The organism is Rhizobium sp. CB2179, assembly GCF_057653455.1.
Genome location: NZ_JBYGKR010000005.1, coordinates 289936 through 316823 on the forward strand (window position 1 = coordinate 289936; position 26888 = coordinate 316823).

Below are 26888 nucleotides of genomic sequence, written 5' to 3' on the forward strand. Positions count from 1 at the left end.
ATACCTTGCAGCCTATGACATGCAGTCATGAACCGCCGAAAAAACCCTTTGTTCCGCTGCCGTTAGCGGGGTCGAGTTATGCAGCTGGCCCTGAATAGTTCGTGACCGCCTGTTGCGCCGTATCGTTCCACAAACCTACGACAAGAGATTGCGATCATGGGTTTGAAGCTAATCATTGGTGGAGGCCGCGCCGAGGCAGATGCGGCTCATCTCCGCCAGGTGGAAACAAACTCTGCTATTCTTCCAACGGGATTGCGCTGGCCGGGACCGCTCATTGGATGTTGGCCCCGTTGACCTGTCGAATGATCTCGAAATCCTCATGGCGCGGCACGCAAAATGAAGAAGCTTTTCCAGCGTTGACAGCGGCGAGTACACCCCGATCGTCAAGGTCAGGTAGCTGAAGATCCTCGATCAACTGACCACGTCCGCCTTCGGGAGCACGTCCCTCACACGGTCACGCGTGAACTCTAGGATTCCATGGACGGGCTCAGCGGTATCGGAGAATTCCGGATCACAGAAATGGATCCGAGCGGCGCGACCTGGCAATGCGCTTTTCGTGCCGCTGCCCGTTAATGCGATGAACGCCGGTCCGCTTTCGCCCTGCGCGCTGTGCACCAAAAAGAAGCCCCGCCGAAGCGGGGGAGGTTGGGAACGAACGGATCGCACAGGAAGGAAGGGTTGGCGTACGGCCCCGCTAAAAGAGGGGGACCTGTGCGATCCTTGTGGCCCAACGACAGATAGTCAGAAAAGTTCCTGTGCGTTTCTGCACCAGTCGGTAGATGGACCGCCAGTGACACCAGTCGTTTCGCCGCTTCGGTCCAAGGCCGCGAAAAGCTCCCGCGCCTGAAGAATCGCCGTGTCGGCACCTTGTTTCATTCGAAAAAAGAGCACATCTCGATGGGGTAAGCGCCGTCAGGAAAGCAAATGGCCTACGAGCGGGATATGGCTATCGTCTTCGATAGCGTGACAAAGGCGGTGATCGTCAGTTTCCGCGGAGCCACGGTCTATCTGCCAGGTCCCTATGCCGACCGAAAGGAGGCCGTCCTGATCGCCGAAGCGCATTGCCGCCGACTTGGCTGGCGAGATTGATTGCGACTTCTTTTCAACGATCGACGAGGGGCAGATATTCGTATTGTGAATCGCTCGTCCTTTCGCAATGAGCGCGCATGCCGAGGCAAGATGTGCTAAGCTCTCTTGGTCGGCACCGAACGTCGGTGCCGGTCTATCGTCGCTGATCATCAACAATGTCAGTGGCTTATGTGCGGTTTTGTCATAAACGCACACTTTCGCGGGACCTATAGCCAAATCTTTGGGCGTCCCGTAGCTTTCACCACACCCACAGGCGTTTGGCTTGACATCCAAGCTCCCCACGCGGAGCTGCTATGCCCCACCAATCGACCGTCGAGAACACTCTACTGAAATTGTTGAGCGTAGACGGTTTCGCACGCCTCTCGGGAGCGATGGAGCGCATCGACCTTCCATTGCGGCACGTTCTTGTCGCCAGCGACGTGCCGACCACGCATGTTTGTTTCCTGGAAAGGGGCCTGGCATCCATGGTTGTCAGCAGCATCGACGAAGAAGTTGTGGAAATTGGCCACATCGGGCGCGAGGGCGCATCCGGCATGCACGTCGTCCTGGCGGTAGAGACCACCCCCACGCGCACGTTCATGCAGGTCGCGGGGTCGGGGATTATGGTGCCGATGGAGACATTTCAGCGCGCGCTCGCCGATGATCCCGAGATGAAGGATTTCTTCCTTCGCTATGTTCACACAACCGTGCTGCAGCTCGCCCATTCGGCGCTCGCCAACGCCCGCTACAATATGCATGAGCGGCTGGCTCGATGGATCCTGATGTGTCACGACCGCCTCGAAGGCAATGACCTGGCCATTACCCATGAATTTCTGGCATTGATGCTCGGTGTCCGGCGTTCGGGCGTCACCAATGAGCTACACGTGCTTGAGGGCGTCCACGCCATCCGATCGACCCGCGGAAACGTGCGAATAGTGGACAGGGAAAAATTGATCGAAATCGCCGGTGGCTGTTATGGAGTGCCGGAGCGCGAATATGAGAGGTTGCTGGGTCTTCCGCTCGGCGCCAGGTAGATCAGCCCATTGGCTTCACCGCTTCCGCAAAGGGCAACACGAGCAGGATATCGCCTGTTTCGTTTCTGATCTCGACGCTTCTTGACGAAATGTCATATCCAAGCAGCACGGCACTGCTCATCAATGCCCGCGCATCACGCACCGCTTCAACGCGAGCGGCATCCAAATCGGCAAGCTCGGTTCCTTCCCAGTCGTCGAGCGATCCTGCTTCAGACAGAATGTTGAAGTAGAAGCGTGGCATTCGAAATCCCAAAGCCCGGAAGGACAAGTCGCCTATCTTGCCGTTCCGCGGCGTTCAGATCAACAGCATTGGGCATGCTTTCGTCATCGCCGATCTGAACGCGGCAGCCTTGCGGAAACGCACCGGTGGTTGGCGTTGAGAACTTGGTGGGTTACGTGTTCATTTTTGCGGGGCAGTGGAAGTCGATCCCGGCACGCCCAGGGGGATATGTTCTTCAACGGCCCAGGCTTTCTGCTGGTTCTAGAGCGGAGCTGCTGACAGACTTTCCGTCCAGCTCGATCTGCTTACGACGGAAGAGTTCCTCAGTTCGCTCTGCACGCGGCTGCGGACCGGAAGCCTGCTGCCGCGCTCTGCCACCGGAGAAATGTAAGAGGAGTGCCCTGAGCGTTGGCCCATATTGCGACGAGCACGGCGGTACACCGAGACGACGTGATTCCGACAGATTGCAACCACCACCATCGCATCGCGGCGACTTTTCCAAGTGGTGATCATCGTTGACGCCCTTCGACCATTTATCCCAGGCGGACAGGACGCTTTTCCTAATTTGGCATTTACCAGCTTTCAAACGGGGGGCTGACCCATCTTGGAAATGGCGGCTGTTTTTCGTACGATCGAACAACCAACAAGGATTGCGCTGGGTGCTGTTCATTGCGATTGGCTTTGTCGTTGCTCACATTGCCCTGGCCACGGCGATCTTCGCGCTTCGTGGCGGCGACCAACTATGGGTCCTGGGGTTGGTTTTCGGCTGGTATTGTTTCGCCATGTTCGGTCTCATCGTCTATTTATGGGTTCGCCATAGAAAATCGACCCGGCGAGGATAGTTCACTCGAGGCGATTGCTGTCACGCTCGGCGACGGAACATCTAGGCAGATTCGCTGATCTTCGGCGCTGTCGCGTCTGATCTACGACGACCTCGCGACCCTAGTCCTAGCTAGGCCTAGGCAGCCTGGAAATATACGGCAGTCGATCAAAGGAGCGAGACGTTCTCACATGGACGAACCCCGGCGCGATTCCATTTGCTCGCCCCTATCGAAGCAATGCCGAAGTAGGAATATGACAAATCTCTTAGAAAATCCGGTGGATTGGATGGAACGAGGCTTGCCAGGCATTTGGTCCGCTGGAACGCGCCTTCAGGGCCCCGACAGGTACAGGGTGCCGATTGGGATGCGCGCACACTCGCACTCCCTTCTCAATCTCCGATCGACGCGACAATGGAGGCTGCGATGTAGCGCTCCTCCCCCTCACCGTCGTTGAAGTAGTAGACGGCCAGTATGGAAGCTTGATCGCGCTTGACGACGCGAGGATAACCGAGATCGGCCGTGCCGCCATCGCTTCGGATGATCTTCTCGGCGCCCCATGTCTGGCCGTCGTCGCAGCTCACGCGCATCCTGATGCCAAATGGCGGGTCACGGTAACCGTAGACGAGCAGAAGCATGCCGTCGATCCGCCCGAGCGCGGGCGGATTGCCGTTGCTGCCTGTATTGTCGACGACGCGGCCTTTCCGCGTCCAAGTCTTCCCTTGGTCATCGGAAGTGAAGGCTTCTATCCAACCCTTGTCGCCGCCTGTCCCCATGCAGCGCGTCAGCGTCAGAATGGCGCCACCGGAAAGTGGCGTCGATGCCGGCATGATCGAATAGCCCTCGGGTTCTGGGCCGACAAAGCCTTGAAGGACGAAGCTGCGCCCGCCGTCCGCCGTGCGGGCGCAGAACACTCTGCCTTCCGCGCCATCCTCTTTGGAGGTGCTTAGCATGAAGAGCGCATCGTTCCTCCCAATAGGAACGATATCGGTTCGCGCGGAAATCGGAATGTCCAGACCGGTGAAAGGATATGGACCCCGCCATGTCCGTGCCCGATCCCGGCTGACATAGAACCAACTCACAGCATCGCCCTGCACATCGGTTCTAGCGCACATGACGATCGTCTCTGGATCGAGAAAGTCTATGGGTTGTTCCAGGCAGCGCAGTTCATCATCAGCCGACAGACGGACACCAACCTTGAGATCGGCGTTCAAGTGCTCATCGGCCGAAAGTGACATCCCACCTGGCACGCGACCGGAGAACCGCTCGCTCATCCAGGTCAGACCGCCGTCCAGGCTCCGTGCCTGCCAAGGCACGAATGGGTAATCACGGTCCAGTTCGTGAAGCTCCCCCTTCGCTCCGAGTTTGCCGCGCGCGAAAACGACGACCACCTCGTCACCCCACGACCAGAGACCATAATTCGCCGGCCAGCCTGCGAACTCGTCGCCTTTGCGGTGGACCTCGAGCTTGCGGAATTGCGTCTCCATCGGGGCACCAAGTTGTCAGAGCGCCTCGACAGGAATCGCCCGCACCAGCAATTCATCCTGTCTGAGCAGTTGTTCGAGGTTGCGACGATATCGACGCCACCAGGCCCTATCGAGAGTGTCCACCATGACTTCAACTACGATGACGTCTTCTTCTTCCGCCCCCTCGCCGTTGGACCAAAGCCCCTTTGCTGGCGAGTTGAGGTATGCCGTCGCTCCGCCATGGCGCTCCGTCATCTCGCGTTGAACTTTCGCGATGACGTCTTCTATCTTGATCGTCGATTGCGGCGCTGCCGGTATAAATAGCTGTATCAAGTGCATGTCTAGTTCTCCTTGTCGCCAGACATCGACATAAGACGGCGTTGGATTGGGGTCGGCTTGCGGAGCCGCTGGTGCTCTTTACGATCGCAAGCAGGTCGACGTGAGTGCCAGCGCTGAAAGGGCCCCTCCACCGCGGATCCATGACGACCGCGCGAGCAAGTTTCGTCACTTAAAGATGACGAGGGAGCCACGCCTATAATTGGCCCCGGTCGCTCCTGCTTGCGCCTCTTTACGTCCCCCCAATCACGGTCGAAATTTGCACAACTTCCCAGGCACTTTCCACTTCCCGGCGTCTGGCCCAGTAGAAAAGCTCTGGTTCAAGGCTGGATGACTCAAGCATCGCGAACTCCCAAATCGCCTAACGCGCATGCGACGATGAACCGCTCCTCGGAGCGGAGTCCAAATCAGACAGCCAATCCGACCATCGCACATCGCGGGAATCCCCCAAGCGATCGCGGAGCCGTCCATGTCGAATATATCGCCACGAAAAGCGTTCGCAGGAACGCCTTTTTGTCTTAGGACATGGTGAACTGGCGCCAACCTTGAAAGCATCGGTCGCTAGGATGAGTCACACCTAGCTGTCCACCGTCGATCGATTGCGTTTCACTAGGCTAAGCGCCTATCGACGCATGCATCTGACCGCAGACCGCAAGGCTCTCACGCATTGCCTTCACCCGCATTTCGGCATCTTCGAATGAATACGCCCAGATCTTGGCGGACCAAGTCGATGGCCCCATCTCATATTCCAGTGCGAAGAGATACATTGTCTGCCCGTGTTCGTCTTTTCGGACGAATTGAGCGTCAGGCCGTTCGCGGGTATCGCGCAGTTTATCGAAACTAATTACGCTCATATCCAACTCATCTAGCATTGCGGCGCTTGCCCGATCGCCGAGCCGGGGCACAAGAGCCAAACGATGAACGGCCGCCATGCGGCGGCCGTGAAGGCGCGTCGCCGTATTAGGCCGCGCGCTTTCCCTTTACGTTTGCCGAGGTCTCGGCGATTTGCGTAAGTTTCTTGTCGGTCGCTTCTTCTTCCGCAAGCGTTGCCTGCAGTAGCGGGACGGCCTCCTTGAAGCCAAGCTGCTTGGCCCATGCGATCAACGTGCCATAACGGGCTATCTCGTAGTGCTCCACGGCCTGCGCCGAAGAGATCAGTCCGGCATCCAGGGCGACCGTGCCCTTGAACTCGTCCATGATCTCATCAGCTTCGGCGATGATGCCCTGAATGGCTTCGCAAGTCTTGCCACGTGCCGGCTTGCCGATCATTTCAAAAACCTGTTCCAGACGTTCGACGTGTGCCTGGGTCTCGTCCCGATGCTGCAGGAAACCGGCCTTGCCTTCCTCCGACTGGGCGGCACGGGCCATTTTCGGCAGCGCCTTCAGGATCTGTTTTTCGGCGTAGTAAATATCCTTGAGCGTGTCGAGGAACAGATCGTTCAGCGTCTTCTCGGTTGCCATTTGCGTCCTCCTATGGCGTGTTGATGGGCTCTCGCTCGGTCGAACATTAGCGCGGAGATGACGCCCCCGTAATGGCGGCGCCATCTCTGTCCGGCCAAGGACGAGACCGACTCGGGTTGCGGTCGGCGATTGATCAAACCATTGCCGACGTTTGTTGTTCCTGCGGCGCCTATCTTTTCACGGAATATGGCAGTTACGCACGGAGCTCGCCGGATACGTGAATGTTATCAAAGCTGTGGGGGCATCGCGTGGGAACGATTTTCGCCGGATCGTCGTTTCGAGTCCGGATCGGCGCCTTCCAGCGATGCCTTTGGGCGATCCGCAACAGCATTCCGGCGTCTTCATGCGTTCAGTTGACTTGGAGGCGGTCCGCCGATGAGCGAAAACGAGATTTCGTCCGGTATCGTACAGCAACGATTCAGATGCTTGGAACTTTTCTTTCATCCCAGGAGAGAAAAATGACGGCTCTATCTTCACAACGTCCCGCGTCGCAAGAAACATCCTCGGTCGAGCTGGAGATTGTCGAACTGACACCGGCGTTGCGCGCATTTGCCCGAAGATTCCTGCGTAGTGAGGACGACATCGATGATCTCGTGCAAGAAACGCTGCTGAAGGCGTTGAATTCGATCCAGCTGTACCATCCAGGCACTTCTCTCAAGTCCTGGCTCTTCACCATCCTTCGAAATACGTTCTGCAGTAATTATCGTCGGCGGAAGCGCGAGCCGGTCGGAATGGATGTGACCATGGAACAGGTCTCTGTCGCCCCGAGCCAGGAGTGGGCGCTTCGCGAGCGTGAGCTGCGACAAGCAATGACGCGCCTCTCCGACGACCGACGCCGCGCGTTGACGCTGGTGGCCGCCGGAACGAGCTATGAAGATGCCGCCAGGATCTGCGGCTGCCGCATCGGCACCTTGAAAAGCCGCGTCAGCCGGGCCCGCGAAACCTTGCATTCGCTGCTTGGGAACCAGCTGATCGACTGAGCGCTCCTGCTTCCGATACTCGTCACGTCGGGATGGGAAGAATGGGGCCGGCGGGTTCGCATAGCCGTCTCTTTATCGCGGTTGAACATGGCGCGCGCCATGTACAGGATCTGTTGCGGCCTCTGCGTCTCGCACCCTCGCCGGAACATATCTTCGCTTTTCAGGTTCGGTGGCTTCACCTTTTTCCGAAGTCTAGGAGAAGAAACATGGATAAGCATGAACTTGGCAAGGGTCTCGCGGTGGTCACCGGCGCCTCGACCGGCATTGGCTATGAGCTGGCCAAATGCGCGGCGCGGGAAGGCTATGATCTGATCGTCGCCGCCGACGAGGCACGCATTCAGCAGGCAGCGTCGAGCCTGAAGGAGTTTGGCACGTCGGTCCAGGCAATCGAAACCGACCTTTCAACCGAGGATGGCGTCGACCGGCTGATGGAAGCCATCGCAGCTTCCGGACGTTCGGTCGATCTGCTAATGGCCAATGCCGGGCGCGGCCTCGGCAAGGGTTTCCTCGATCAGGATTTCGCGGAGGCCCGGAAAGTCGTCGATACGAATATCGTCGGCACCATCTATCTCGTCCAGCAGGTGGGCAACCTGATGCGCAGCCGCGGCGAGGGTCGCATTCTCCTCACCGGCTCCATCGCCGGCTTCATGCCCGGTTCCTATCAGGCCGTCTACAATGGCACGAAGGCTTTCATCAACAGCTTCTCCTTCGCGTTGCGAGAGGAATTGAAGGAAACGGGTGTGACCGTCAGCTGCCTGATGCCCGGCGCGACCGACACGGAATTTTTCAGACGCGCCGACCTCATGGATACCTCGGTCGGACAGGCAAAGAAAGACGATCCGGCCGAAGTCGCCAAGATCGGCTTCGATGCCATGATGGACGGCGAAGGAGATGTCGTCAGCGGCTGGAAGAACAAGCTCCAGGCGGCCGTCGCCAACGTGACACCCGCGAGCATCCTTGCGCATCAGCACGCCAAGATGGCTGAGCCAGGTTCGGGCAAGGAATAACCACGTTGCGGGCATGCCTGACCGGACCTCTCAATCGATCGACAGGAACGGCGCCGCGAGCGCACGGTTGCCGTTCTCATCGTCGATCTCGTTATCTTGCCCTGAATGGGCTGTCCCTGCATCCAATTCTGCGACCATTTCCCGGGCGGCCATCAACGTTTCCTGCTCGGCAGCCTCAACGTTGCAATTCGATTCCTTCGAGATCCCGTTCCACTTGGTCGCCGTCCCGAATATGAAAATAGAACCCTGTCATCGTCGTTTCGCCAATCCAGTCGCTCACTTCTCACGCGGTTGCTTCAACCGTCTTCCCGCCGCGACCATCTTGCCATTGCGTCGTGAGGTAATTCCCTCCAACAGGGTTCTGGCGGCATTGCGCACCTCTTGCTGAAAAGCGGTGTCCTTTTCGAAGGCGTCGTGGCTGGTGGCGTAGGGCTCCCAATAACCGATGTAACGGTCGACCTCGGCCAAGGCTCCGGCCGGGACGAGGTCCATCGACGTCAGCCAATCCGAGACGCTGCGGCGGACATTTTCGACGCCTTCGGTATCGCCATGGACGACGACAGAAAATAAGCGGCCGGAAAGATGGCGGGGATAGTCCCATCCTTGCATCTCAAGCTCCTTGGCCTCCTTGGCGTGTTTGCCATGCGTGCTCGTCGGATCTGGATTGCCGCCGTCGGCGCAGACAAGCCGGTCGATCATCAGTTTCAGCGGCGAGGGTGTCTGGTACCAGTTCACCGGACTGACGATCATGATGCCGTGCGCCTCGACCCACATTGGATAGATTTCGTTCATCCAATCGTGGATCTGTCCGAGGGAGTAGTTCGGGTAGCAGGAGCACGGCCAGTGACAGAGCACGGCCGATGTCGAGAAGCACGCCTTGCACGGATGGATCTGTCGGCCATATTTGGAAGCGATGCGGCTGAGGTCGAGGACGTTCACGGTTAGGCCGGCTTCGGCAAACACTTCCTTGGCGATCTCGACCATTCGGAAGCTTTTCGAAATCTCGCCCGGACAGGTATGTTCGCTTCGCGACGAGCCGTTGACGAGGAGGACGCGCGATGGCGCGTTTTCGTCCTCGAAGCGCGCTTGCGCAGCGCGGATTTGATCTCTCGCCTCGAGCCAATCGACGCCAAGATCATAGTCGCGATCGGCAAATCCTGGTCCAGCCTTTTTGGTTATCGGGCTCTTTCGCGAATGGGCGTATGCATTCCATGCGGCCGCGGCCACCTTGCCGAGTTCGTTATCCAGTGTGTCGTAAACCCGATCCTTGAACTGGCTTAGGAAACGCCTCTTGAATTCTCGCTCGTCGAGGCGAGGGCTCGGGCTGCCTTTTCGCGGTTCGAGGTCAGATGCGTTCGCGGCTGGTTCGTCGGGCATGGGGCCTCCACGCATTCATGCGCTCGAAACAACGCGGTGAGCCGGCTTCTGTTCCGGTGCCTCCCAGTTGCATCGTCTATCGAGGATCGGTGATCAGCCCGGAACAATCGGCCGTTGTCCCGGTTCGGAAATAAGGCCGATCGGCTACTCCATGCAGCAAGGGCTTCGGGATCATGAATTCTCGCAATCGAGCCATCTTTTCCAGGGAAAGACCCGCGGGCTTCGTCCGGATAAATCGTGCCAGCTGGATCGACACTTTGCGTGTGGTTGCGGCTGTCATGGTTCCGACGGCTGCCAAAGGTGTCATCATTCGCCGCCCGATCATGGAACGCCTGGCACAGCGGCAGGATCTGGACACGGGTGCTGTCAGTCAGATGCAGCGGCTGGTGAAGAAATATGGCAGGGAGCCTCTGCTTTTGCCTGTCCCGTTCCGGCCGCAGCTGCTGGTGTTCGACCCCTCCGACGTCTCCACGGTGCTCGAGTGTTCAGTCCAGCCATTTGCCACGGCAACCCGGGTCAAGCGCTCCGCTCTTGCGCATTTCGAACCGAAAAACGTGCTGATCTCAGATGCCGCGCGGCGGGCCGAGCTTCGGCCGATCCATGAACATGCTTTGGCAAGCGCGGACCGGCTGCATCCATCTTCGGCCGGCTTCAAGACAATCGTCGATTCCGAACTCCTGGAGATTTTGGACGGTATCGGTTCCGACCGGCCGAACGAACTCGATTGGTCTGCGTTCTCGCGAGCCTGGTTCCGGATTGTTCGCCGCACCGTACTCGGCGATCGCGCGCGCAACGACGTCACTTTGACGAAGACCTTGAACGACCTTCGAAGTCGGGCGAATTGGGCTTTTGCAGCTTCCATCGATCGGCGCAAGCGTCGGCAGTTTCAGCAGCAGCTCGGCCAATATCTGCGCGAACCGGAGGAGGGCAGCCTGATTGCTCGGCTGCCGAAAGGCAGCGATTTTGATTTAGAAAGTCAGGTGGCCCAATGGCTGTTTGCCTTCGACGCTGCTGGAGTGGCCGTTTTCCGGACGCTTGCGCTGCTTGCCTGCCATCCGAGCTACTGGGCCAACGCCGTTGACGAAGTTAAAGATCCCGACCTTGATCGTCCCTTCACGCGCAATTGCCTGCTCGAGGCTCTGCGTCTCTGGCCGACGACACCCGTCATTCTCAGAGAGCTGACCGAGGATGTCAAATCCGGCGACAGGACCGTGGTGCGCGGCACGGGCGTCATCATTTTCGCGCCCTTCTTTCACCGTGATCCCGAACTGGCTTATGCAAACCGGATGGAACCAAGTATCTGGGGGCGCAACGACACCTTGCCGACAGTCGGATTCGTACCTTTCAGCGCTGGTGCTGCCATTTGTCCAGCCCACAATCTCGTACCAGCGATTGCAAGCTTCGCCATCGGCGCGCTGTTGTCGGAGGCGGATATCACGCTGCTTCAGCCGTCTCTGACAGTCGACGACCTGCCCGGCACCCTCAACCATTTCGATATTCGGCTGCGGCTGAGCAAGCGGCCGGTGAAAGCCCGTGCACCGCATGCTGCGGCAGGCTTTCCGCCTCATTGAAATCCGTGCTTGGCGCAGCTGTGGTCCGACGAAACGAGTCTTTCAAGGTGCGGCCACCGGAGGCGGCTCAACCGCATAATGGCGTTGGCCTCGTCGACACAGATAGACCTCGCGTTCCGGATGGTCGTTGATTCGAAAGCCGGCGCTGCGCAGCATCGCCTCGACCGCCGCCTGGTTGGGGATGAACCAGTTTGTCGGATCCGACGCGTAGCGTTCCTCGACAAAGAAGAGCTTCGGATATTCAGGCTGGTCGAAGATGCTCCATTCGGAAAAGTCGTAATCTTCCCTAAGGTCGGGAACGCGCTCGTCGCCCCGCTGGAGGCATTGGAACAGCATCATGTCGCCGACGGCGTGTTCATAGAGAAGATCCAGCGCCAGCAGGGGGTGGCGCAGGTGGTAGAGCACGCCCATGAAGATCACCAGGTCGAATGTTTCACCCAGTCGGGCGACGTCGTAGACGGACATCTGCCGGAACTCGATCTCCGCTCCCGCTTGTTCCGCCGCGAAGCGGGCCTGCGCGAGGTAGCGTGGGTCGGAATCGATGCCGACGACACGGGCGGCGTTGCGCCGTTTCATCTCGAGGGCATAGAAACCCGCGTTGCAGCCGACGTCGAGCACGCTGAGGCCACTAAGATCGGCCGGCAGGACATGCTGGAACCCTTTCCATTTGAAGGTGGGATAATCTCCGAGGAAATGATCGGCCGCTGTCATGTGGCCGCCGATGTTCAAATTCTGAAACCACGGCCCGAGTTGCTGGATCCGCTTTTGCAGGTTCGGATCTCTCGTCGGCTGTGCTGCATCCATCTCGGCTCTCCTTTGTCTGTTATCGCTCTCGAGTCAGATGCCAATCGCGGCGCGTCCAGCTTTTGCGCGCCGTCGCCAAGTCGAGCGCCGCGTGACTTGCGCGTCATCGAAGTCGCCGTCTGGACGGGCCGCGGCGATGAACCAATCGGCCGTCAGGCGTAGACCTTCGGCAAGCGGAATCGTCGGCTGCCAGCCGAGAAGGTCTTTTGCGCGTGAGATATCGGGCCGTCTGCGCTGTGGGTCGTCTTGCGGCAGCGGCTTGTGGACGACGACGGATGTCGACGGCACCATGGCCAGCACCATGTCCACCAGCTGGTTGATCGTGAACTCGCCGGGATTGCCGAGATTAACCGGGACGCCCGGATTTGGATCGACATCCATCAGCGCCATCAGGCCCGCAACGAGGTCGCTGACGAAGCAGAAGGAACGCGTCTGGTCGCCGCTTCCATAAATCGTCAGCGGCGCGCCTGATATGGCTTGCACCAGCAGATTGGAGATGATCCGCCCGTCACTCGGCTGCATGCGAGGCCCATAGGTGTTGAAGATGCGGGCAACACGTGCGTCCACCTTGCCGGCCCGCAGCATATCGAAGCAAAGCGCTTCCGCCGCCCGCTTGCCTTCGTCGTAGCAGGCGCGCGGGCCTGTGCAGCTGACATTGCCGCGGTAATCCTCTGTCTGCGGATGCTCGACGGGGTCGCCGTAGACCTCGCTCGTCGACGCCTGCAGGAGCGAGGCATGATGCTGTTCGGCCAGCGAAAGCAAATTGCCGGTGCCGGCAACGCAGGTCATCATCGTATGCACCGGGTCCGCCTGATATTGTGGGGGCGATGCCGCGCACGCGAGGTTGTAGATCTGGTCCAAATGCTCGTCGACACCATAGAGATGGCAGATGTCCTTTTCGATCAGATGGAACTTCGGATGGTTGATCAACGGCCGGACATTGTCCTCCGATCCGGTGATATAGCTGTCGACACAGATCACCCGGTCGCCGCGGGCCAGCAGCGCATCGCATAAATGAGAACCGACAAAACCGGCTCCTCCGGCGACAAGCACGGTCTTTACTCTTCCGTTTCGCGTCCTTTGCAGCATCATGCGTCTCCTAAGCTGAAATGGATTGAGGCTGGGGACGATTGTCGTTCTCCCCCTTCTTCTGGCAGTTCTCGCAAGGCGGCGGCGAGTTCACGAGCGCGCACCTCGCCGGTATGGCGTTCAAGCACCGTCGCCCTGGCGGCCGATGCGAGCGCACGGCGCCCCGCGGCGGCGATGGTTGTCAGGGCGTCGACGACATCCCCCGATCCTTTGGCGATGATGATCGCCTGACCGTCGGCGAAGAACTCGTTCAAGCCGCGCCACTCGTCACTGATGATCGGCGTGCCGCACGCAGCGGCCTCGAATAGCCGCACGCTCGGCGACCAGCCCGCTGCGATCATGTCGGTTCGCGTGACGTTGAGCGTGAAACGCTGCCGGCTGTAGAAGCTCGGATGATCGGCAGGCGGCAGGTGTTCGATCCGCTCCACATTCGCCGGCCAGTCAATATTTTCAGGATATTGAGGACCGGCGACCACGAAGCTCAGATGCGGCAGTTGCCTGGCAGGCTCAATCAGCAGCCGCTCCAGCGTTGGCTGTCGGTCGGGGCTATAGGTGCCGAGATAGCCGAAATCCCAGCGGAAGGCTTCGTCCGTTGGCCGATATCGGCTCGCATCGACGGAGCAGTAGAGAGCGATCGCCTTGCGCGCGCCGTATCCGCGCTCGAGACCCGCCAACACGTCACCGCCCGAAAACGAGAAGTAGGCGTCGAAGGTCGCAAGCTGTCGGCGCGCCAGATATTCCTCGTCGCCGCGGTCGAGCTTCGCCAGCGTCACCGGCGTGTCGATGTCATAAAAGCACAGCCGTCGGGGCTTCAGGGCGGCGATCCTGTCGATAACCGCCACGCCGGATGGAACGTAGGAGCCGATGATGACCGCGTCCGCCGCCTTGATCCGATCGGCATGGTTTTCGATCATCTCTTCGATGTCGCTGTAATGGACGAGCTGGCAAAAGTCGGGATCGGGAAGATCTCGGTGCGCCGCATACCAGGGCACGTCGCGCTCCAGGAACAACACTCGATGCCCCCCGGCGTGCAAGCCGCCGATGAGGGCGCGATAGGTCGTCGCGTGACCGTTGCCCCACGACGACGACAAGGAGAGGCCGAGGATGAGGATATCGAGCGGATTGGTCATTCGGCCGCCTCCGCTCGCGCTGCGCGGACGCGGAAGACGGCATCGGCGGTCTCGGCGCGATTGCTATAGGTATGTTCGGCAAGCACACGTCTTAGCGCCCGCTGTCCGATCGCCCTGGCCTGCTGCCATGTCAGGCCGGTCAAAAGATCGGCGACATCCTGGCCGTCGCGCGCCACCAGGATTTCTTTGCCGGGCTTCAGAAACAGGTCAATGCCTTGCCAGTAGTCGGTGATCAGGCAGGCGCCGGCGCCTGCGGCTTCGAAAACGCGGGTTGCCGGCGAAAAACCGTTTTCGGCCATGCTGGTACGGGAAATATTGAGCACCGCCTTCGGCGTCGCGTTGAACGCGTTGTGGTCGCGGGTCGGGACATGCCCGACGTGAACGATGTTCGACGACAAGGCTTTGTCGCTCCAGCCGGACCCGCCGAGCAGAAAGCTTTGCCGCGGCAGGCGGGCCGCGGGTTCGAGGAAAAACTGCTCGACCCGCGCTTCACGGTCGGGCAGACGGTTGCCGAGAAAGGCAAGATCCGCGGTGAACCGCGCCTCCTCCTGCACCGGATGATGGGTTTGAGGATCGAGCGCGTTGTAGATCGGCACGCAGTCGGCTGCCCCGAGGCCGCGATAGGCGTCGATCACGGGGTCGCCGCCGCCATAGGTGAGGATGAGGTCGATCCGGCTCAGCGATTTGCGAAGCGGGTGCTCGGAGTTCTGCCGCAGCTCGGAAAGCGTTGCCGGCGCATCCACGTCCCAGAAGATCTTCAAAGCCCCTTGCCTGGCATGGCGAAGGACTTCCTGCAGCAGGAGATCGTCCTCGAAGCCGACGCCGCTGGCTTTGACGACGATATCGGCCTCGGCAGCGGCCGCCGTCACCTGCCTCAGCGCGTCGATAGTGCCTTGATAGATGACGACCTTGCACCATTCCGGCGGATCGATGTCGCGGTTTTTCTGCCGGTCGTAAACATCTGGCTCGTAGAAGGTGATGTCGTAGCCCTTCCGCGCCAAAGCGCGCAGCAGGCCGCGATAGTAGGTGGCGGCGCCGTTCCAGTAGGCGGAAACCAGGCTCGATCCGTAAAAGGCGATCTTCATTCGGCGGCCTCCTTGGCTTGCAACCGCCCGACGACGCCCGCCGTGCCGCATTGCTCCAGAATGGCGAAAAGTTCGTCGACGCGATGCCGGCAGGTGTGCCGCGCCCGGATCGTCTCCAGACCGGATGCGATCAGCGAGGCCGCGAGAGCATCATCCGCCGTCACCTCGCGCAGCAGGCGGGTCATCTCGGTCCCATTCCTGGCGGCAAGGTAATCTCTACCCGGCCTGAAAAGCGCCTCGGCATCGTGCCAGGGCGCGCAGATCAGCGGGATGCCGCAGGCGAGCGCTTCGAAGACACGGATCGTCGGAATGCCGGGGAGGTTTTCGACATAGGGGCGTCGCGGTACATGCACGGTCACCTTGTGGTCGGCGAAAGCGAGTGGCGCCTCCGCATTGGCGATCCAGCCGCCATAGGCGATGCCTGCATCCTCGAGAGCGTCGAGCGCCTGCCTGGGGTAGCGCACACCGCGAACGGTCGCCCTCAGCCCTAGCGCATGCGCGGGACGGACGAGGAATTCCATCAGCTCGGCGGAGCGCTCGTCATCGCCCCAATTGCCGATCCAAATGAGATCGCCTGTCTTTTCGATCTCCGGTCTCGGATAAAACAGCGCGTCGTCGGCCGCCTCATGCCAGGTAAAGACCGATCTGCCCCAACCGGCCCGCAGATAGCGCTGCCGCAGCGTCTCGCCGAAGGCGAGCACGGCGTCATAATCCTCAAGCGTCAGTCCGGCGATGTCGCCTTTCGCCGACACGGCCCGGTGATGCGTGTCGTGGAACAACAAGGTGAAATCAGCGCCTTTGCGCCGGGCTCGCCCGATCCGCTCCACCAGTGCCGGCTCCGTCCACTCGTGGACCACGACGACGTCGGCCTCGGCGATCGCCGCCTCGTGATCGAAATGCGCTCCGTAGATTTGCGAACGCAGCTGCGGAAACGTGTCGTGAAACTTCTCGACCGCCGTCGGCCCTTGATCGCTAAGCAGGTTGCCGCGGCTCCAGGATTGCTCGGGTTCGAGTGCCAGCGCCTCGTGATGGCGGCGGGTCAGCTCCCGCATGATGCCGCGCAGGAAGTGGGCGTTGCCATGGTTCCAGTCGGAAACCAGCGAATGGGTGTAAAACAGAAATTTCATGATTGCTCCGCCGCTACCAGGTTAAATTTGTCGTTCATCAGTCGTGCATAGGTTTCGAGGACCGCTGCCGTCTGCAGTTCCAAACTGAAGACTCGCGAGCGCTCCAGCGATCGCACGACGAGTGCGGCGCGCAATTGCTCGTCTTCGCTGAGGCGCATGCACGCGGCTGCCAAGGCCTTCGGATCATGCGGATCGAAGAACAGCGCGCATCCATCCCATAGCTCGCGATAGGTCGGGATATCGGATAGCGCCAGGGCCGCGCCGCATCGCGCCGCCTCCAGGACGGTCAGGCCGAAAGGCTCGTAGATGGATGGCGATACGACGATTTGCGCGCGCCGCATCAAGGCGATGGTCTTCGAATAAGGCAGCGGCCCGCGATCGTCGGCGTCGTCGAGCTGCAGTCGCTGTCCGTTGGGACCCGAGCAGGAACCTACCATGACGACGGGAAGGGGCATCACCGCTGCCGACCTGTCGAGCACCGCGCCATTCTTGCCCTCGTCCCACCAGCGCCCGGCCGCGAAGACGAAAATCTTCTTTGGACGCGGGTCGGACCCGACGCGACTGGCGTTGTGGACCACCTTCAGCCGGGAGAGAGGACCGTAGGCGGCTCGCAGGGCATCCGCATGGCTCCTGCTTGGCGCAAGCACGGCATCGGCGCGGTCGAAACCTTCACGGTTCGCGTCGCGCTGCCAGGCCCAGTCTGGGGGCGCCGGCGTCCCGCGCACCGCGGCAAACCACGTGACGACGCAGGAATGGGAAACCACGACAACGGGCAGCGGCGTATCGATCCCGGCGGCCTGGGACGGCAGGTTGAGATGCAGCAGATCGGCGCCATAGGCTCTGGCGATCCGAGAGATTTCGGCGGGCGCGGCAGATATTTCGGCCCTGCTCGCCGCCATCCAGTCGAGAGGGGCATCGAGCCACACCAGTTGCCCAAGCGCAGTCGCTTCGCTGGTCTGTGTTGCCGACGGTGCGGGTCCGAGGCCCGCGAAGACGATTTCCGTCCCCTCGCGCCGAAGCCCGGCACCGAGATCCATCGCATAGCGCCAGACACCGCCAACCGCGTCGAGGGTCATCAATATTCGGTTTCGTCGACGGATCATGCCGAGACCTTTCGATCGCGGCGCAGGATCGGTCGGCCGCCGAAACGGTGTTCGATGAGCCACTCCGCCAGGTGCCGCAGTCCGCTTTCCCATCCCACACGCGCGCTCCAGCCAAGGGTGTGCTGGAGCTTACGTGTGTCCGCGACGAAGAAATACTGATCGCCGGGTCGCCAGTCGTCGAAGGAGGTTTCGACCGGGCGCCCAATCAGCTTGCCGATCTCGCGCAGGACCGCGAGCACGCTAACGGCGTTCGTCGGACCGCCCCCCAGGTTGAAGACGCGGCCCTTGACCCCGTCAATGCCATCGAGGACGCCGCGATAGGCGGCAACCGCATCCGCGACGTGAAGAATATCGCGGACCTGCTTGCCATCGCCGTAGATCGAGACGGGCTCGCCGGCGAGCGCCCGGATCAGGAAATGCGCCACCCAGCCCTGGTCCTCGGTGCCGAACTGGCGTGGGCCGTAGATGCAGCTCATGCGCAGCACGGCCGTCGGTATGGAAAAGGATTTCGCATAGTCCAGCACATACTGGTCCGCCACGCCTTTCGAGCAGCCATAGGGGGTGCAGAAATCGAGCGGTCTGTCTTCGCCGATGCCATATGACCGGACGGTCGCGTCGACCGGCAGGTAGCGATCCTCGGCCTCGCGCATGGCGAGGTCGTCGAGCCCGCCATAGACTTTGTTGGTGCTGGCGAAGATCACCGGCGCACGTCGGCCCGCCTTGCGAACCGATTCCAGCACGTTGATCGTGCCGCGCGCATTGGCCTCGAAGTCGTCAATCGGATGGATGAGACTGGTGGTGACCGCGGTCTGGGCGGCGAAGTGAAAGACCGCCTTGGCATCGGCGAAGGCTGCCTCGATGCTTCTGGCGTCGCGCACGTCGGCAAGCACCGGATGTACGTTTGAGCCATGCCTCTCGGTCAGCCAGCCGAGGTTCTGATCGACGCCTGGCCTCCCGAGATTGTCCAGCACTACGACGTCTTCACCGTCCTGGAGGTAGCTGTCGGCGAGGTTGGAGCCAATGAAGCCGCAGCCTCCGGTGATGACGATCGGGGCGGCTCCCTTGGCGACGTTGGGGGTGGCGAGCCGGGCGACCTGCTCGAGCCGTTCGACGCCGCCTTCAATCAGCAGGCGCGCGAGCAGCTTCGGCTGGTTCTCGTGGGTGACGGCACCGAGATGGTAATGCCGCGGGTCGAACCATAGGCCCTCCTGCACCGGCACGTCCGGCGGCACATCCCGCCAGGAATACCAATACATCCGGTCGGCCGGCACGCTCAGAGCCTTCACGAAACGCCGCGCCTGCTCCATCTCGTCGTTGCGCCAGGTCGAATAACCGGTTTCGGTGATCCAGATCTCGGCCTTGTCGTTGAAGCGTCCGATAATGTTTCGCATCTCGCCGAGATGCATGTCCCAGCCGCTCCAGGTGCCTTCCTCGCTGTCCCATGTGCCGGGAAAACCGTGAAAGCCGACGGCATCGACGACGCCAAGCACGCCGCGTTCGCCCATCAGGTTGAGCCAATAGGGATCGAAAGGGCACGGGCCCCCGAGCACCGGCTTCCAGCCGCGATGCTTGGCCCAATAGGCCGCGGCGCCGACCATCTCGCAAAACAGCAGGAAGTCCTTGTCCTCGCGCCAGTCCCAGTCGAGCAAGTTGTTTGGCTCGTTCCACAATTCGACATGGCTGAAATACCGACCATATCTGGTGAGCACGTGATCGACGAAGTCGGCATAGGATTTTAGATCGGCCGGTGCGCCGGAAGACCGTCCTGTCCGGGACAAGGACGGCGGCGTGTAGTGAATGCAGGGGAGGAGATCGATCTCGCGCCCAAGCTTCGGGATCAGCCAATCAAACCATGCCTCGCCTCCCGGAGCCAGATATTCAGCCCATGACAGATGCGTGCGCAAGTAGCTGGCGCCGCTTGTTCCGACGTCGGCGATCGTCTGCGACGTCCGCTCGTATTCGCCAGGGCGAAACCACTCGACGAAGCCATAGGGTCTCGAGCACGTGCCGGTGCCGGCGGAGAACGCGGATATAGTCATGATACCAGTCCTCTTTCCTCCAACTGTCGTTTCATCTCCGCGCCGCGATCGATCGCTCCGGCATTTCTCACCCAATCGGCGAAAGGTCCGAGCGTGTTTTCCAGCTTGAAGCGCGGCTCGAAGCCGAGCAGTTCGCGCGCCTTCGCGATGTCGGCAAAGCAGTTGCGGATATCGCCGGAGCGCGCCTTGTTCATGATCTCGGGCCGTATCTCCGGCACGCCCATCGCGTCGGCGAGAAGCGTCGCGACTTCGGTGATCGTATAGGCCTGGCCGCTGCCGATATTGATCACATGTCCCGGCGCGTTGGGTTTTTCGAGCGCCAGGCGGAAGGCGCGCGCCACGTCGCGCACATGCACGAAATCCCGTCGCTGCTCGCCGTCCTCGAAGATCATAGGCGGCTGGCCATTGGCGAGCCTCGAGGCGAAGTTCGCCAACACGCCGGTATAGGGATTGGACAGGGCCTGGCCGGCGCCGAATACGTTGAAGAGACGGAGCGCCACTGCCTCCACGCCATAGGCTTCGCCAAAGATCAGGACCTGTTTTTCCTGCGCGTATTTCGTTAGCGCGTAGATCGAGGCGAGATCGACGGGCTTTTCCTCATCCGTCGCGACCGGCCTCAGGTCATTGCCGTCAGCGCCACGCGGATCCCATTGGGCGGCCCTGATCTGGTCGCTGCGTCGCCTGACCAGATCGAGTTGCGCGCCTTCGGCGGTCTCATATCGGCCCTCGCCATAGACGCTCATGGACGAGGCGACGACAACGCGTTTGGGCCGGCGACCGATCATCGCCTCCAGAAGGACCGCCGTGCCAAGATCATTGCCGCCGACATATCGGGCGATCTCGTACATCGACTGTCCGACGCCGACCTCAGCGGCGAGATGGATGACGCCATCGGCACCCAACAAAGCCCGTTCGACCGCGGTTTTGTCCCTAACGTCGCCGCGCATGATTTCGGCGGCCTCGGGCGGCGCCGTTTCGGCATCGCCGTGAACCTGATCGATCAACGCATCGAGGACCCGCACCTCATAGCCGTTGTCGAGAAGTTCCTCGACAACATGTCTTCCAATAAAGCCGCAGCCGCCGGTTACAAGGATCATCGCCATCTGATTTCCGTTCGCTCAAGTTGAAGATGACCCGCCGAACCAAGCGCGGCGAAGATTGTTCCGGCTTCAATGTCATCTTCTTTGACATGTTCTTTGACATCATCCGGAACATCCGGCGGCGTCGCTGGTTCGGCGGCCAATCCGTGAGCGAAATATTTTCTCGAGGATTGAGAAGCGGCCACCGGCGTCTGTCAGCTAGCAGGCCGGCCCGTGCCAAACGAAGGAGCAATTCATGAACATGTTGGCAAGAGCGGCCGAGGGTGCGACCCGGGCGGCGATCATCACCGGTCCCGGAGACGTGTCCGTCGAAGAGAGACCTCTTCCTCAGCCGAGGCCGGGGCAGGTCAGGATCAGGCTCGAAGGGTCGGGCGTGTGCGCTTCCAATCTTGGCCCTTGGGCCGGCCCGGAATGGATGAGTTTTCCGACGGAGCCGGGCGGTCTCGGGCACGAGGGCTGGGGCAGGATCGATGCGCTCGGGGACGGGGTTTCTGGCCTCAACCTGGGAGACCGCGTCGCCGCGCTCACCTATCACGCCTACGCCACCCACGACATCGCCGATGAAGACATGGTCGTGTCGCTGCCGCGGGCGTTCGATGGCCAACCCTTTCCGGGCGAGCCGCTCGGCTGCGCGATGAACATATTCCGGCGCAGCCGCGTCGAGGCGGGTCAGACCGTCGCCATCATCGGGATCGGATTTCTCGGCGCCTTGCTAACGCAGCTTGTCAGCGGCGCCGGCGCGCGCGTCATTGCCATCTCGCGCCGTCCGTTTTCACTTGAAATCGCCAAGCGCATGGGCGCCGCCGAGACCGTGTCGATGGACGACCACTGGCGGATCATCGAAGCTGTGAGAGAATTAACCAACGGTGCTTTCTGCCACCGCGTCATAGAGGCGGTCGGCAAGCAGTGGCCGCTCGATCTCGCCGGCGAACTGACCGCCGAGCGCGGCCGGCTGGTGGTTGCTGGATACCATCAAGACGGGCCGAGGCAAGTCAACATGCAGCTCTGGAACTGGCGTGGCATCGACGTCATCAATGCTCACGAACGCGATCCCAGGATTTATGTCAGTGGCATGCGCGAGGCGATCGAAGCAATGGTCTCCGGCAGGCTCGATCCGTCATCGCTCTATACGCACGTCTATCCGCTCGAAGGCCTTGGCGAGGCGCTCGACGCCACCCGCGATAGGCCCGATGGTTTCCTCAAGGCGATGGTGACATGCTGATGAATGGGATGATTGAGCGCTCCCCGCGGACGCGGGTCAAGTCCGTTAGGCTCGGTTTTCTCGGTGTCGGCTGGATCGGCAGAAGCCGAATGGAGGCGATCCTCCGCACGCAAATGGCCGAGGCCGCTGCCGTCGCCGATCCCTCGGAGGACATGCTGAATGAAGCCCTGCGTCTTGCGCCGGACGCGGAAATCGTCGGCGGTCTCGATGCGCTGCTGTCACGCGACCTCGACGGCGTCGTCATCGCCACGCCGAGCGCGCTGCACGCCGAGCAGTCGATCCGAGCGCTGCGGGCCGGGGTCGCAGTGTTTTGCCAGAAGCCGCTCGGCCGATCCGGCGCGGAAGCGGCAGCCGTCGTGGCCGCCGCCAGATCAGCCGACAGGCTGTTGGGCGTCGATCTCTCCTATCGTCATACGCAAGGCATGCAGCGCATCCGCGATCTGATCAGAAATGGCGAACTCGGCACCGTCTTCGCCGCCGATCTGGTCTTCCACAATGCCTATGGCCCCGACAAGTCCTGGTTCTACGACAAGTCGCTATCGGGCGGAGGATGCGTCATCGACCTCGGCGTCCACCTCATCGACATGGCGCTCTGGTGCCTCGACTTTCCCCAGGTGGTTGACGTCACGAGTACGCTGATGAAAGGCGGCCAGCCAATCAGCGCAGCGGGGGATGTCGAGGATTTCGCCATCGCCACCCTGACGTTGGCAAGTGGGGCGGTCATCCGCCTTGCCTGCTCCTGGCGGCTGCAGGCAGGATGCGACGCGGTCATCGGCGCCGACTTCTTCGGAACATCCGGGGGTGCATCCTTCAGGAACGTCGGCGGGTCGTTCTATGACCTTGCGGCCTATCGCTTCCGCGGCACGTCCGCCGAAGATCTTGCCCTGCCTCCGGACGACTGGGGCGGCCGGGCGGCGGCCGACTGGGCGGTCCGGCTCGCCAGTGGTGAGGCTTATGATCCGTCCTGCGAACGACTTGTCGAAGTTGCCGACATCATCGATGACATCTATCGGCACGCATGAAGCAGCGGCCTCGGCCCGGCCGGATGAAATTGTTTGCAGTCAGCGGTGAATCGGCTGGAACCGCCGCGCCCTTTCTCGGTTTTGGCGGTCGCAAATCATCTGCGGGATAGACATGGCCTCTCGACCAGCACGGAAGACGTCGAAGCCGCGGACAGCCTCGAGCGATATGCTCGTCCGCAGCAAAATTCCTGTCTGGATCGTCAAGGCGCTTCTTTCCAGCGGCATCAAGCGCGTCAGTAAATTGTCTTCAATGACCGACGATGAACTGCTGGCGCTTCCCGGCATCGGCAAGCGCGCGATCGAACTGATCCGATCGTCTCGGAAGGCCCGCGAAAGCGGCGGGAGCCAGGCTCGGGGATCGCCTCTTCGTCGATGAAGTGAGGGGCGCTGGTCACACGGAACTCTCCGCCTTCGCGGGGGTTTGATTTGCTTAACATGGAAGCATGCTATGTCGATGCCGAAATCCGAGCAGCAGCAGACCACGATATCGAGACGTCTCGACCGCAACATCGAGGCTCTGTTGAAACGGCGGGAGCAGGAAGCGCGGCAATCGAGCCGGCAGGAGCGGGCAGCCGATGCTATTACCCGTTTCGCGGGATCCTTGATGTTCGTCTACCTGCACCTGCTGGTCGTCACGCTCTGGATCGTCGTCAATATCGGCCTTGTTCCGCTCGTGCCGGCCTTCGACCCCTCTTTGGTCATTTTGGCGATGGTCGCATCCGTCGAAGCCATTTTCATCTCGACATTCGTGCTGATCAGTCAAAACCGGATGGCGGAAGCCGACGACAAGCGCGCCGATCTCAATTTGCAGATTTGCCTTCTGGCGGAGCATGAGGCGACTGAGTTGCTGACCCTGGTCTCGGCCATCGCCGAGAAGCTCGGCATCGAAATCGAGACGAGCGAGGAGCTTGAGGAACTGAAAGAGCACGTGAGGCCGGAAGAAGTGCTGGACGAAATCGAAGAGAAGATGCAGCGGCGGGGGACCAGAGAGCCGCCGGCGTAAACCGCCATCGCCGGCGTGTCGCCCGCTTCACGACGGTTTGGTCGGAAAGAATTTCGGCGGGCTTGGAACCGCGTCGATTCCGCGCGGAACATCCTTTCCGGAGTTTGGCAGCAGAACCGCGTGACGGTACCGGAGGGCGAAGCGTATCACGGCAGATACCAGCCGCTGATCCGACCACTCGGTGTCAGGGACGGATGGGCCGACGTCAGCCGACGCGACAGGGCGTCGGTAAATGCAAGGAAACTTCAAGACATTCCAGACCATGACGGCAAAACCCAGAAAAACACCGAGGATTGGTTTCCACAGCGCCGGCGGGTGGAGGGGCTCGGCGAGATCGGTGGGAGAAAGTCTTCTCCGAGAACATATCCCGGTCTCCAGCCCGGGGCTCTTGGCGCATCAAAACAAGCCGGACGGATATATATGCGTCAGTTGCGCCTGGGCCAAACCCGCCAAGACGCATCCACTGGAATTCCGTGAAAATGGCGCCAAGGCGACGGCCTGGGAGACGACGAACCAACGCGCCGACCGGTCTTTCCTTGAAAGCACATACCCTGACTGAACTCGAAGACTGGCGCGACCACGACCTGGAGGAACAGGGACGCCTCACCCATCCGATGCGGCTCGAGCATGCTTGTTGCCCCCTGCTGGCCTGAACCTGCCGAACGGCGAAGCGAGAGCGAGACCACCGCCCAATTTCAATCGGTCCGGCTGAGCCGGGCGGCGTGACAGGAGGCGCAGTCGGCGGCAAGAAAAACCAGTTTCCCCTTCGTCGCGTCGCCTGCCGTCAATGCAGCATTTTCCGCATCGAGGCGCGGATCAGCCTCGGTCACATGGCGGAACAGAAAAACCACGATCAGGATGCAGATGACAACACCGGCCATCGGGCCTACCGGCGCGCGGACGACAAGGTCTGGCGCAGGCGATGGGCTGCGGCGCGAAAGTCGCCACCGGCTGTAGACAAGCTGTTCATAATACTCTTTCCACTCAGTCAAGCGCGGGTCGGCGCCCCTCCTTCGACGGCTCAAGGTATGCCCGGCAAATCGGTCGTGTTTTCGGACAGTTCCTTTTCCTGCTCTCCGGCGTCCATCATCTCGCGAAGCGGCGAGCGCGACACATTCGCCTCGATCGCCCGATGACCCGGCGTCTCCGGAAGAGCCTGGCGAAAGCTCTTGGCATAGTCTTTGGGCATCTTCGGAGGCATCATCGGCTCGTATTGGTCAACCATCGCTTGAATGACCACCGGACCGGCGACGGAGAAAGCCTCCGTCAAAGTCGGCTCTATCTGATCGAAACGCCGAATTGTGAAGCCGCGGCCTCCCATTGCCTCCGCCGCCTTGGCGAAGTCGATGGGCGCCAGTTCGCAGGCAAATTGCGGGTTGCCAAGGAACATCATCTGCTCCCAGGCGATCTGGTTGAGCATGCCGTTGCAGATCACCAGCAATTTCAGCGGGAGAGCCATGCGAACGGCGGTCGAGAACTCGCCGAGCTGCATGCCGAATCCGCCATCGCCAATGACCGCGTAGATTGGCCGCTTCGGATCGGCGGCGCCCGCCGCTATCGCATAAGGCAGGCCGGAAGCCATCGAGGCGAGCGCGCCGGAGACTGCGAACTGGTTTGTCGTGCGGAGGTCGATGTGGCGCGCCGCCAGCTCGGTGTTCTGGCCGGAATCGGCCACCAGCACGCCATCGGCCGCGATGCGCCTGCCGAAAGCTCGAACCACCGCCTGTGGCTTTAACGGAGCGCTCCGCTCCGTCTCCATCGTCTCCATCTTTCGGCGCCATTCGGACATCGCCGTTTGCGCCTTTTCCAGGAACGACCGATCTGTTTTCCTGGTCAGCCTAGGCCTAAGGAGCCGTAGCGTTTCCCGCGCGTCCCCCACCAGACCGGCATCGACGGGAAATCGTAGGCCAATTCGCTGAGGATCGCTGTCGATCTGCACGCCGCGAGCGGCTTCGGGCCGCGGGTAATATTCGATGTAGGGAAAGGAGGAACCGACAATCAGCACCGCGTCGCACTGTTCCATGATCTCCTGCGAGGGAGCGGTGCCGAGAATTCCAATCCCGCCGGTCGTCAAGGGATCGTCGTCGGCGAGAGCCGTCTTGCCGAGCAGGGCTTTGGCCACCGGCGCGGCGAGCAGGTCGGCGATCTCGCGCAATTCCTCCGCCGCGCCGACAACACCCCGGCCGGCGAGGATGGCGACCTTGCGGGCATCGTTCAGTATCCGGGCCGCACGATCGAGCTCGATCTCCTCTGGCACTTGGCGGCCGTGGAAATAGCGGTTCGGTACGTGTTTCGGGCGGTTCCGTTTCGATCGCGATTTCCCGTCCATCTCCTGGACGTCGTTGGCGATGGAGAGATGTGCGACGCCCCGGCGCGAGAGCGCCGAGCGGCAGGCGAGGCTGGCGACGTTCTCCATGTGCGACGCGTCACTGACATGCGCATTGTAGAGCGCGACATTGTCGAACACGCGGGTCAAGTCGACGTCCTGCTGGGTAAAGGTTTCGATCAGGTCGTGATACTGCGTCCCGGTGATGGCAAGCACCGGCATCTGATCGAGCTTGGCATCATAAAGTCCCGTCAGCAGATTCGTGCCGCCTGGTCCGGACGTTGCAAGGCAAACGCCGAGATTTCCGGTGAATTTAGCGTAGGCACACGCCATGAAAGCGGCCGATTCCTCATGCCGGACCTGGATGAAGCGGATCTGGTCCTGGCGCTTGCGCAACGCCTCCATGACCCCGTTAATACCGTCTCCAGGAAGGCCGAAGATGACCTTCACGTCCCATTCAATCAGTATGTCTATCAATATGTCAGCGGCATTGGGCATCG

25 protein-coding genes and 3 pseudogenes are annotated in these 26888 nt (G+C 61.0%); 11 read left to right on the plus strand and 17 right to left on the minus strand.

What is annotated here, in order from left to right; translation table 11 throughout:
- Positions 1 to 94: 94 nt before the first annotated feature.
- The 3 genes and pseudogenes from AC244Q_RS34980 to AC244Q_RS34990 all read left to right on the plus strand — a co-directional run.
- A pseudogene (locus tag AC244Q_RS34980) lies at positions 95 to 334 on the plus strand (HNH endonuclease); the annotation flags it as partial.
- Positions 335 to 924: 590 nt separating this feature from the next.
- Positions 925 to 1089 (plus strand): hypothetical protein, encoded by a 165-nt coding sequence (locus tag AC244Q_RS34985; RefSeq protein WP_012760333.1) that lies wholly within the window; start codon positions 925 to 927, stop codon positions 1087 to 1089.
- A 293-nt stretch (positions 1090 to 1382) separates the two neighbouring features.
- Complete coding sequence (locus AC244Q_RS34990; RefSeq protein WP_017993235.1) at positions 1383 to 2102, plus strand: Crp/Fnr family transcriptional regulator; 720 nt, start codon at positions 1383 to 1385, stop codon at positions 2100 to 2102.
- 1 nt (position 2103) lies between these two features.
- Here the strand turns inward: AC244Q_RS34990 and AC244Q_RS34995 are convergent, their stop codons facing one another.
- A complete protein-coding gene (locus AC244Q_RS34995; protein ID WP_003554701.1) occupies positions 2104 to 2343 on the minus strand; it encodes a DUF6894 family protein in 240 nt (79 codons plus the stop codon).
- 494 nt (positions 2344 to 2837) lie between these two features.
- Here AC244Q_RS34995 and AC244Q_RS35000 point away from each other — a divergent pair, with 494 nt between their 5' ends.
- Complete coding sequence (locus tag AC244Q_RS35000) at positions 2838 to 3164, plus strand: hypothetical protein (RefSeq protein WP_244432311.1); 327 nt, start codon at positions 2838 to 2840, stop codon at positions 3162 to 3164.
- 368 nt (positions 3165 to 3532) lie between these two features.
- Here the strand turns inward: AC244Q_RS35000 and AC244Q_RS35005 are convergent, their stop codons facing one another.
- The 4 genes from AC244Q_RS35005 to AC244Q_RS35020 all read right to left on the minus strand — a co-directional run bounded on the left by AC244Q_RS35005 (position 3533) and on the right by AC244Q_RS35020 (position 6403).
- Positions 3533 to 4627, minus strand: a complete 1095-nt coding sequence (locus AC244Q_RS35005) for a sialidase family protein (RefSeq protein ID WP_128406506.1) — start codon at positions 4625 to 4627, stop codon at positions 3533 to 3535.
- Between the two features lie 15 nt (positions 4628 to 4642).
- Positions 4643 to 4945: a hypothetical protein gene (locus AC244Q_RS35010; RefSeq protein ID WP_003554697.1), complete on the minus strand. Its 303-nt coding sequence runs from the start codon at positions 4943 to 4945 to the stop codon at positions 4643 to 4645.
- Positions 4946 to 5556: 611 nt separating this feature from the next.
- The gene (locus AC244Q_RS35015; protein ID WP_244432310.1) at positions 5557 to 5874 is read right to left on the minus strand and encodes a hypothetical protein; all 318 of its coding nucleotides are present in this window, start codon (positions 5872 to 5874) and stop codon (positions 5557 to 5559) included.
- 28 nt (positions 5875 to 5902) lie between these two features.
- Entirely contained in the window at positions 5903 to 6403 is a 501-nt protein-coding gene (locus AC244Q_RS35020) for a YciE/YciF ferroxidase family protein (RefSeq protein WP_003554693.1), read from the minus strand.
- A 458-nt stretch (positions 6404 to 6861) separates the two neighbouring features.
- On the opposite strand from AC244Q_RS35020, the gene AC244Q_RS35025 reads away from it, so the two are divergent.
- Both AC244Q_RS35025 and AC244Q_RS35030 read left to right on the plus strand, forming a co-directional pair.
- Complete coding sequence (locus AC244Q_RS35025; protein WP_128406542.1) at positions 6862 to 7383, plus strand: sigma-70 family RNA polymerase sigma factor; 522 nt, start codon at positions 6862 to 6864, stop codon at positions 7381 to 7383.
- Positions 7384 to 7589: 206 nt separating this feature from the next.
- Positions 7590 to 8390, plus strand: coding sequence for an SDR family NAD(P)-dependent oxidoreductase (locus tag AC244Q_RS35030; protein WP_012760329.1), 801 nt, complete (start codon positions 7590 to 7592; stop codon positions 8388 to 8390).
- Positions 8391 to 8420: 30 nt separating this feature from the next.
- Here AC244Q_RS35030 and AC244Q_RS35035 read toward each other — a convergent pair whose 3' ends face one another.
- Together AC244Q_RS35035 and AC244Q_RS35040 are read right to left on the minus strand one after the other, a co-directional pair.
- Positions 8421 to 8543: a hypothetical protein gene (locus tag AC244Q_RS35035; RefSeq protein ID WP_281024081.1), complete on the minus strand. Its 123-nt coding sequence runs from the start codon at positions 8541 to 8543 to the stop codon at positions 8421 to 8423.
- A gap of 123 nt (positions 8544 to 8666) precedes the next feature.
- Entirely contained in the window at positions 8667 to 9767 is a 1101-nt protein-coding gene (locus AC244Q_RS35040; RefSeq protein WP_128406507.1) for a flavodoxin family protein, read from the minus strand.
- Positions 9768 to 10030: 263 nt separating this feature from the next.
- Here AC244Q_RS35040 and AC244Q_RS35045 point away from each other — a divergent pair, with 263 nt between their 5' ends.
- The gene (locus tag AC244Q_RS35045; protein ID WP_245460475.1) at positions 10031 to 11338 is read left to right on the plus strand and encodes a cytochrome P450; all 1308 of its coding nucleotides are present in this window, start codon (positions 10031 to 10033) and stop codon (positions 11336 to 11338) included.
- Positions 11339 to 11380: 42 nt separating this feature from the next.
- On the opposite strand, the gene AC244Q_RS35050 is transcribed toward AC244Q_RS35045, so the two are convergent.
- Genes AC244Q_RS35050 through AC244Q_RS35085 form a run of 8 tightly spaced genes read right to left on the minus strand, consistent with a single transcriptional unit; the run spans position 11381 to position 20818 of the window.
- Positions 11381 to 12142 carry a TIGR04290 family methyltransferase gene (locus AC244Q_RS35050; protein WP_003554680.1) on the minus strand — a complete coding sequence of 254 codons (762 nt, stop codon included), beginning with the start codon at positions 12140 to 12142 and terminating at the stop codon, positions 11381 to 11383.
- A gap of 33 nt (positions 12143 to 12175) precedes the next feature.
- A complete protein-coding gene (locus tag AC244Q_RS35055) occupies positions 12176 to 13231 on the minus strand; it encodes a UDP-glucuronic acid decarboxylase family protein (protein WP_128406509.1) in 1056 nt (351 codons plus the stop codon).
- Positions 13231 to 14361: a CgeB family protein gene (locus tag AC244Q_RS35060; protein ID WP_128406510.1), complete on the minus strand. Its 1131-nt coding sequence runs from the start codon at positions 14359 to 14361 to the stop codon at positions 13231 to 13233. The genes AC244Q_RS35055 and AC244Q_RS35060 overlap by 1 nt, the downstream gene beginning before the upstream one ends.
- The gene (locus AC244Q_RS35065; RefSeq protein ID WP_128406511.1) at positions 14358 to 15446 is read right to left on the minus strand and encodes a CgeB family protein; all 1089 of its coding nucleotides are present in this window, start codon (positions 15444 to 15446) and stop codon (positions 14358 to 14360) included. The genes AC244Q_RS35060 and AC244Q_RS35065 overlap by 4 nt, the downstream gene beginning before the upstream one ends.
- Entirely contained in the window at positions 15443 to 16573 is a 1131-nt protein-coding gene (locus tag AC244Q_RS35070) for a CgeB family protein (protein WP_128406512.1), read from the minus strand. The genes AC244Q_RS35065 and AC244Q_RS35070 overlap by 4 nt, the downstream gene beginning before the upstream one ends.
- Entirely contained in the window at positions 16570 to 17649 is a 1080-nt protein-coding gene (locus AC244Q_RS35075) for a glycosyltransferase family 4 protein (protein ID WP_128406513.1), read from the minus strand. The genes AC244Q_RS35070 and AC244Q_RS35075 overlap by 4 nt, the downstream gene beginning before the upstream one ends.
- Before the next feature lie 23 nt (positions 17650 to 17672).
- Positions 17673 to 19715, minus strand: coding sequence for an NAD-dependent epimerase/dehydratase family protein (locus AC244Q_RS35080; RefSeq protein ID WP_128406514.1), 2043 nt, complete (start codon positions 19713 to 19715; stop codon positions 17673 to 17675).
- The gene (locus AC244Q_RS35085; RefSeq protein WP_128406515.1) at positions 19712 to 20818 is read right to left on the minus strand and encodes an NAD-dependent epimerase/dehydratase family protein; all 1107 of its coding nucleotides are present in this window, start codon (positions 20816 to 20818) and stop codon (positions 19712 to 19714) included. The genes AC244Q_RS35080 and AC244Q_RS35085 overlap by 4 nt, the downstream gene beginning before the upstream one ends.
- 232 nt (positions 20819 to 21050) lie before the next feature.
- On the opposite strand from AC244Q_RS35085, the gene AC244Q_RS35090 reads away from it, so the two are divergent.
- The 4 genes and pseudogenes from AC244Q_RS35090 to AC244Q_RS35105 form a co-directional block, all read left to right on the plus strand.
- Complete coding sequence (locus AC244Q_RS35090; RefSeq protein ID WP_128406517.1) at positions 21051 to 22037, plus strand: MDR/zinc-dependent alcohol dehydrogenase-like family protein; 987 nt, start codon at positions 21051 to 21053, stop codon at positions 22035 to 22037.
- Positions 22031 to 23059, plus strand: coding sequence for a Gfo/Idh/MocA family protein (locus AC244Q_RS35095; RefSeq protein ID WP_003554661.1), 1029 nt, complete (start codon positions 22031 to 22033; stop codon positions 23057 to 23059). Before AC244Q_RS35090 ends, AC244Q_RS35095 begins: the two co-directional genes overlap by 7 nt.
- A gap of 448 nt (positions 23060 to 23507) precedes the next feature.
- A complete protein-coding gene (locus AC244Q_RS35100; protein WP_128406519.1) occupies positions 23508 to 24062 on the plus strand; it encodes a DUF1003 domain-containing protein in 555 nt (184 codons plus the stop codon).
- A 262-nt stretch (positions 24063 to 24324) separates the two neighbouring features.
- Positions 24325 to 24694, plus strand: a pseudogene (locus AC244Q_RS35105) (FdhF/YdeP family oxidoreductase); the annotation flags it as partial.
- 16 nt (positions 24695 to 24710) lie between these two features.
- On the opposite strand, the pseudogene AC244Q_RS35110 reads toward AC244Q_RS35105, so the two are convergent.
- Together AC244Q_RS35110 and AC244Q_RS35115 are read right to left on the minus strand one after the other, a co-directional pair.
- Positions 24711 to 24943 (minus strand): annotated as a pseudogene (locus AC244Q_RS35110) (alkylated DNA repair protein); the annotation flags it as partial.
- Positions 24944 to 25083: 140 nt separating this feature from the next.
- Positions 25084 to 26886 carry a thiamine pyrophosphate-dependent enzyme gene (locus AC244Q_RS35115; protein WP_128406520.1) on the minus strand — a complete coding sequence of 601 codons (1803 nt, stop codon included), beginning with the start codon at positions 26884 to 26886 and terminating at the stop codon, positions 25084 to 25086.
- Positions 26887 to 26888 lie beyond the last annotated feature (2 nt).

Excerpts from the sequence above, each read along its gene's own strand:
- AC244Q_RS35075 (WP_128406513.1), bottom strand. The coding sequence starts at position 17,649 with ATGACCCTCGACGCGGTTGGCGGTGTCTGGCGCTATGCGATGGATCTC.
- AC244Q_RS35115 (WP_128406520.1), bottom strand. The coding sequence starts at position 26,886 with ATGCCCAATGCCGCTGACATATTGATAGACATACTGATTGAATGGGAC.
- AC244Q_RS35080 (WP_128406514.1), bottom strand. The coding sequence starts at position 19,715 with ATGACTATATCCGCGTTCTCCGCCGGCACCGGCACGTGCTCGAGACCC.
- AC244Q_RS35100 (WP_128406519.1), top strand. The coding sequence starts at position 23,508 with ATGTCGATGCCGAAATCCGAGCAGCAGCAGACCACGATATCGAGACGT.
- AC244Q_RS35095 (WP_003554661.1), top strand. The coding sequence starts at position 22,031 with ATGCTGATGAATGGGATGATTGAGCGCTCCCCGCGGACGCGGGTCAAG.
- AC244Q_RS35090 (WP_128406517.1), top strand. The coding sequence starts at position 21,051 with ATGAACATGTTGGCAAGAGCGGCCGAGGGTGCGACCCGGGCGGCGATC.
- AC244Q_RS35010 (WP_003554697.1), bottom strand. The coding sequence starts at position 4,945 with ATGCACTTGATACAGCTATTTATACCGGCAGCGCCGCAATCGACGATC.
- AC244Q_RS35040 (WP_128406507.1), bottom strand. The coding sequence starts at position 9,767 with ATGCCCGACGAACCAGCCGCGAACGCATCTGACCTCGAACCGCGAAAA.
- AC244Q_RS35065 (WP_128406511.1), bottom strand. The coding sequence starts at position 15,446 with ATGAAGATCGCCTTTTACGGATCGAGCCTGGTTTCCGCCTACTGGAAC.
- AC244Q_RS35070 (WP_128406512.1), bottom strand. The coding sequence starts at position 16,573 with ATGAAATTTCTGTTTTACACCCATTCGCTGGTTTCCGACTGGAACCAT.
- AC244Q_RS34995 (WP_003554701.1), bottom strand. The coding sequence starts at position 2,343 with ATGCCACGCTTCTACTTCAACATTCTGTCTGAAGCAGGATCGCTCGAC.
- AC244Q_RS35030 (WP_012760329.1), top strand. The coding sequence starts at position 7,590 with ATGGATAAGCATGAACTTGGCAAGGGTCTCGCGGTGGTCACCGGCGCC.
- AC244Q_RS35015 (WP_244432310.1), bottom strand. The coding sequence starts at position 5,874 with ATGGCGGCCGTTCATCGTTTGGCTCTTGTGCCCCGGCTCGGCGATCGG.
- AC244Q_RS35020 (WP_003554693.1), bottom strand. The coding sequence starts at position 6,403 with ATGGCAACCGAGAAGACGCTGAACGATCTGTTCCTCGACACGCTCAAG.
- AC244Q_RS35035 (WP_281024081.1), bottom strand. The coding sequence starts at position 8,543 with ATGGCCGCCCGGGAAATGGTCGCAGAATTGGATGCAGGGACAGCCCAT.
- AC244Q_RS35005 (WP_128406506.1), bottom strand. The coding sequence starts at position 4,627 with ATGGAGACGCAATTCCGCAAGCTCGAGGTCCACCGCAAAGGCGACGAG.
- AC244Q_RS35055 (WP_128406509.1), bottom strand. The coding sequence starts at position 13,231 with ATGCTGCAAAGGACGCGAAACGGAAGAGTAAAGACCGTGCTTGTCGCC.
- AC244Q_RS35060 (WP_128406510.1), bottom strand. The coding sequence starts at position 14,361 with ATGACCAATCCGCTCGATATCCTCATCCTCGGCCTCTCCTTGTCGTCG.
- AC244Q_RS34985 (WP_012760333.1), top strand. The coding sequence starts at position 925 with ATGGCCTACGAGCGGGATATGGCTATCGTCTTCGATAGCGTGACAAAG.
- AC244Q_RS35085 (WP_128406515.1), bottom strand. The coding sequence starts at position 20,818 with ATGGCGATGATCCTTGTAACCGGCGGCTGCGGCTTTATTGGAAGACAT.
- AC244Q_RS35025 (WP_128406542.1), top strand. The coding sequence starts at position 6,862 with ATGACGGCTCTATCTTCACAACGTCCCGCGTCGCAAGAAACATCCTCG.
- AC244Q_RS34990 (WP_017993235.1), top strand. The coding sequence starts at position 1,383 with ATGCCCCACCAATCGACCGTCGAGAACACTCTACTGAAATTGTTGAGC.
- AC244Q_RS35050 (WP_003554680.1), bottom strand. The coding sequence starts at position 12,142 with ATGGATGCAGCACAGCCGACGAGAGATCCGAACCTGCAAAAGCGGATC.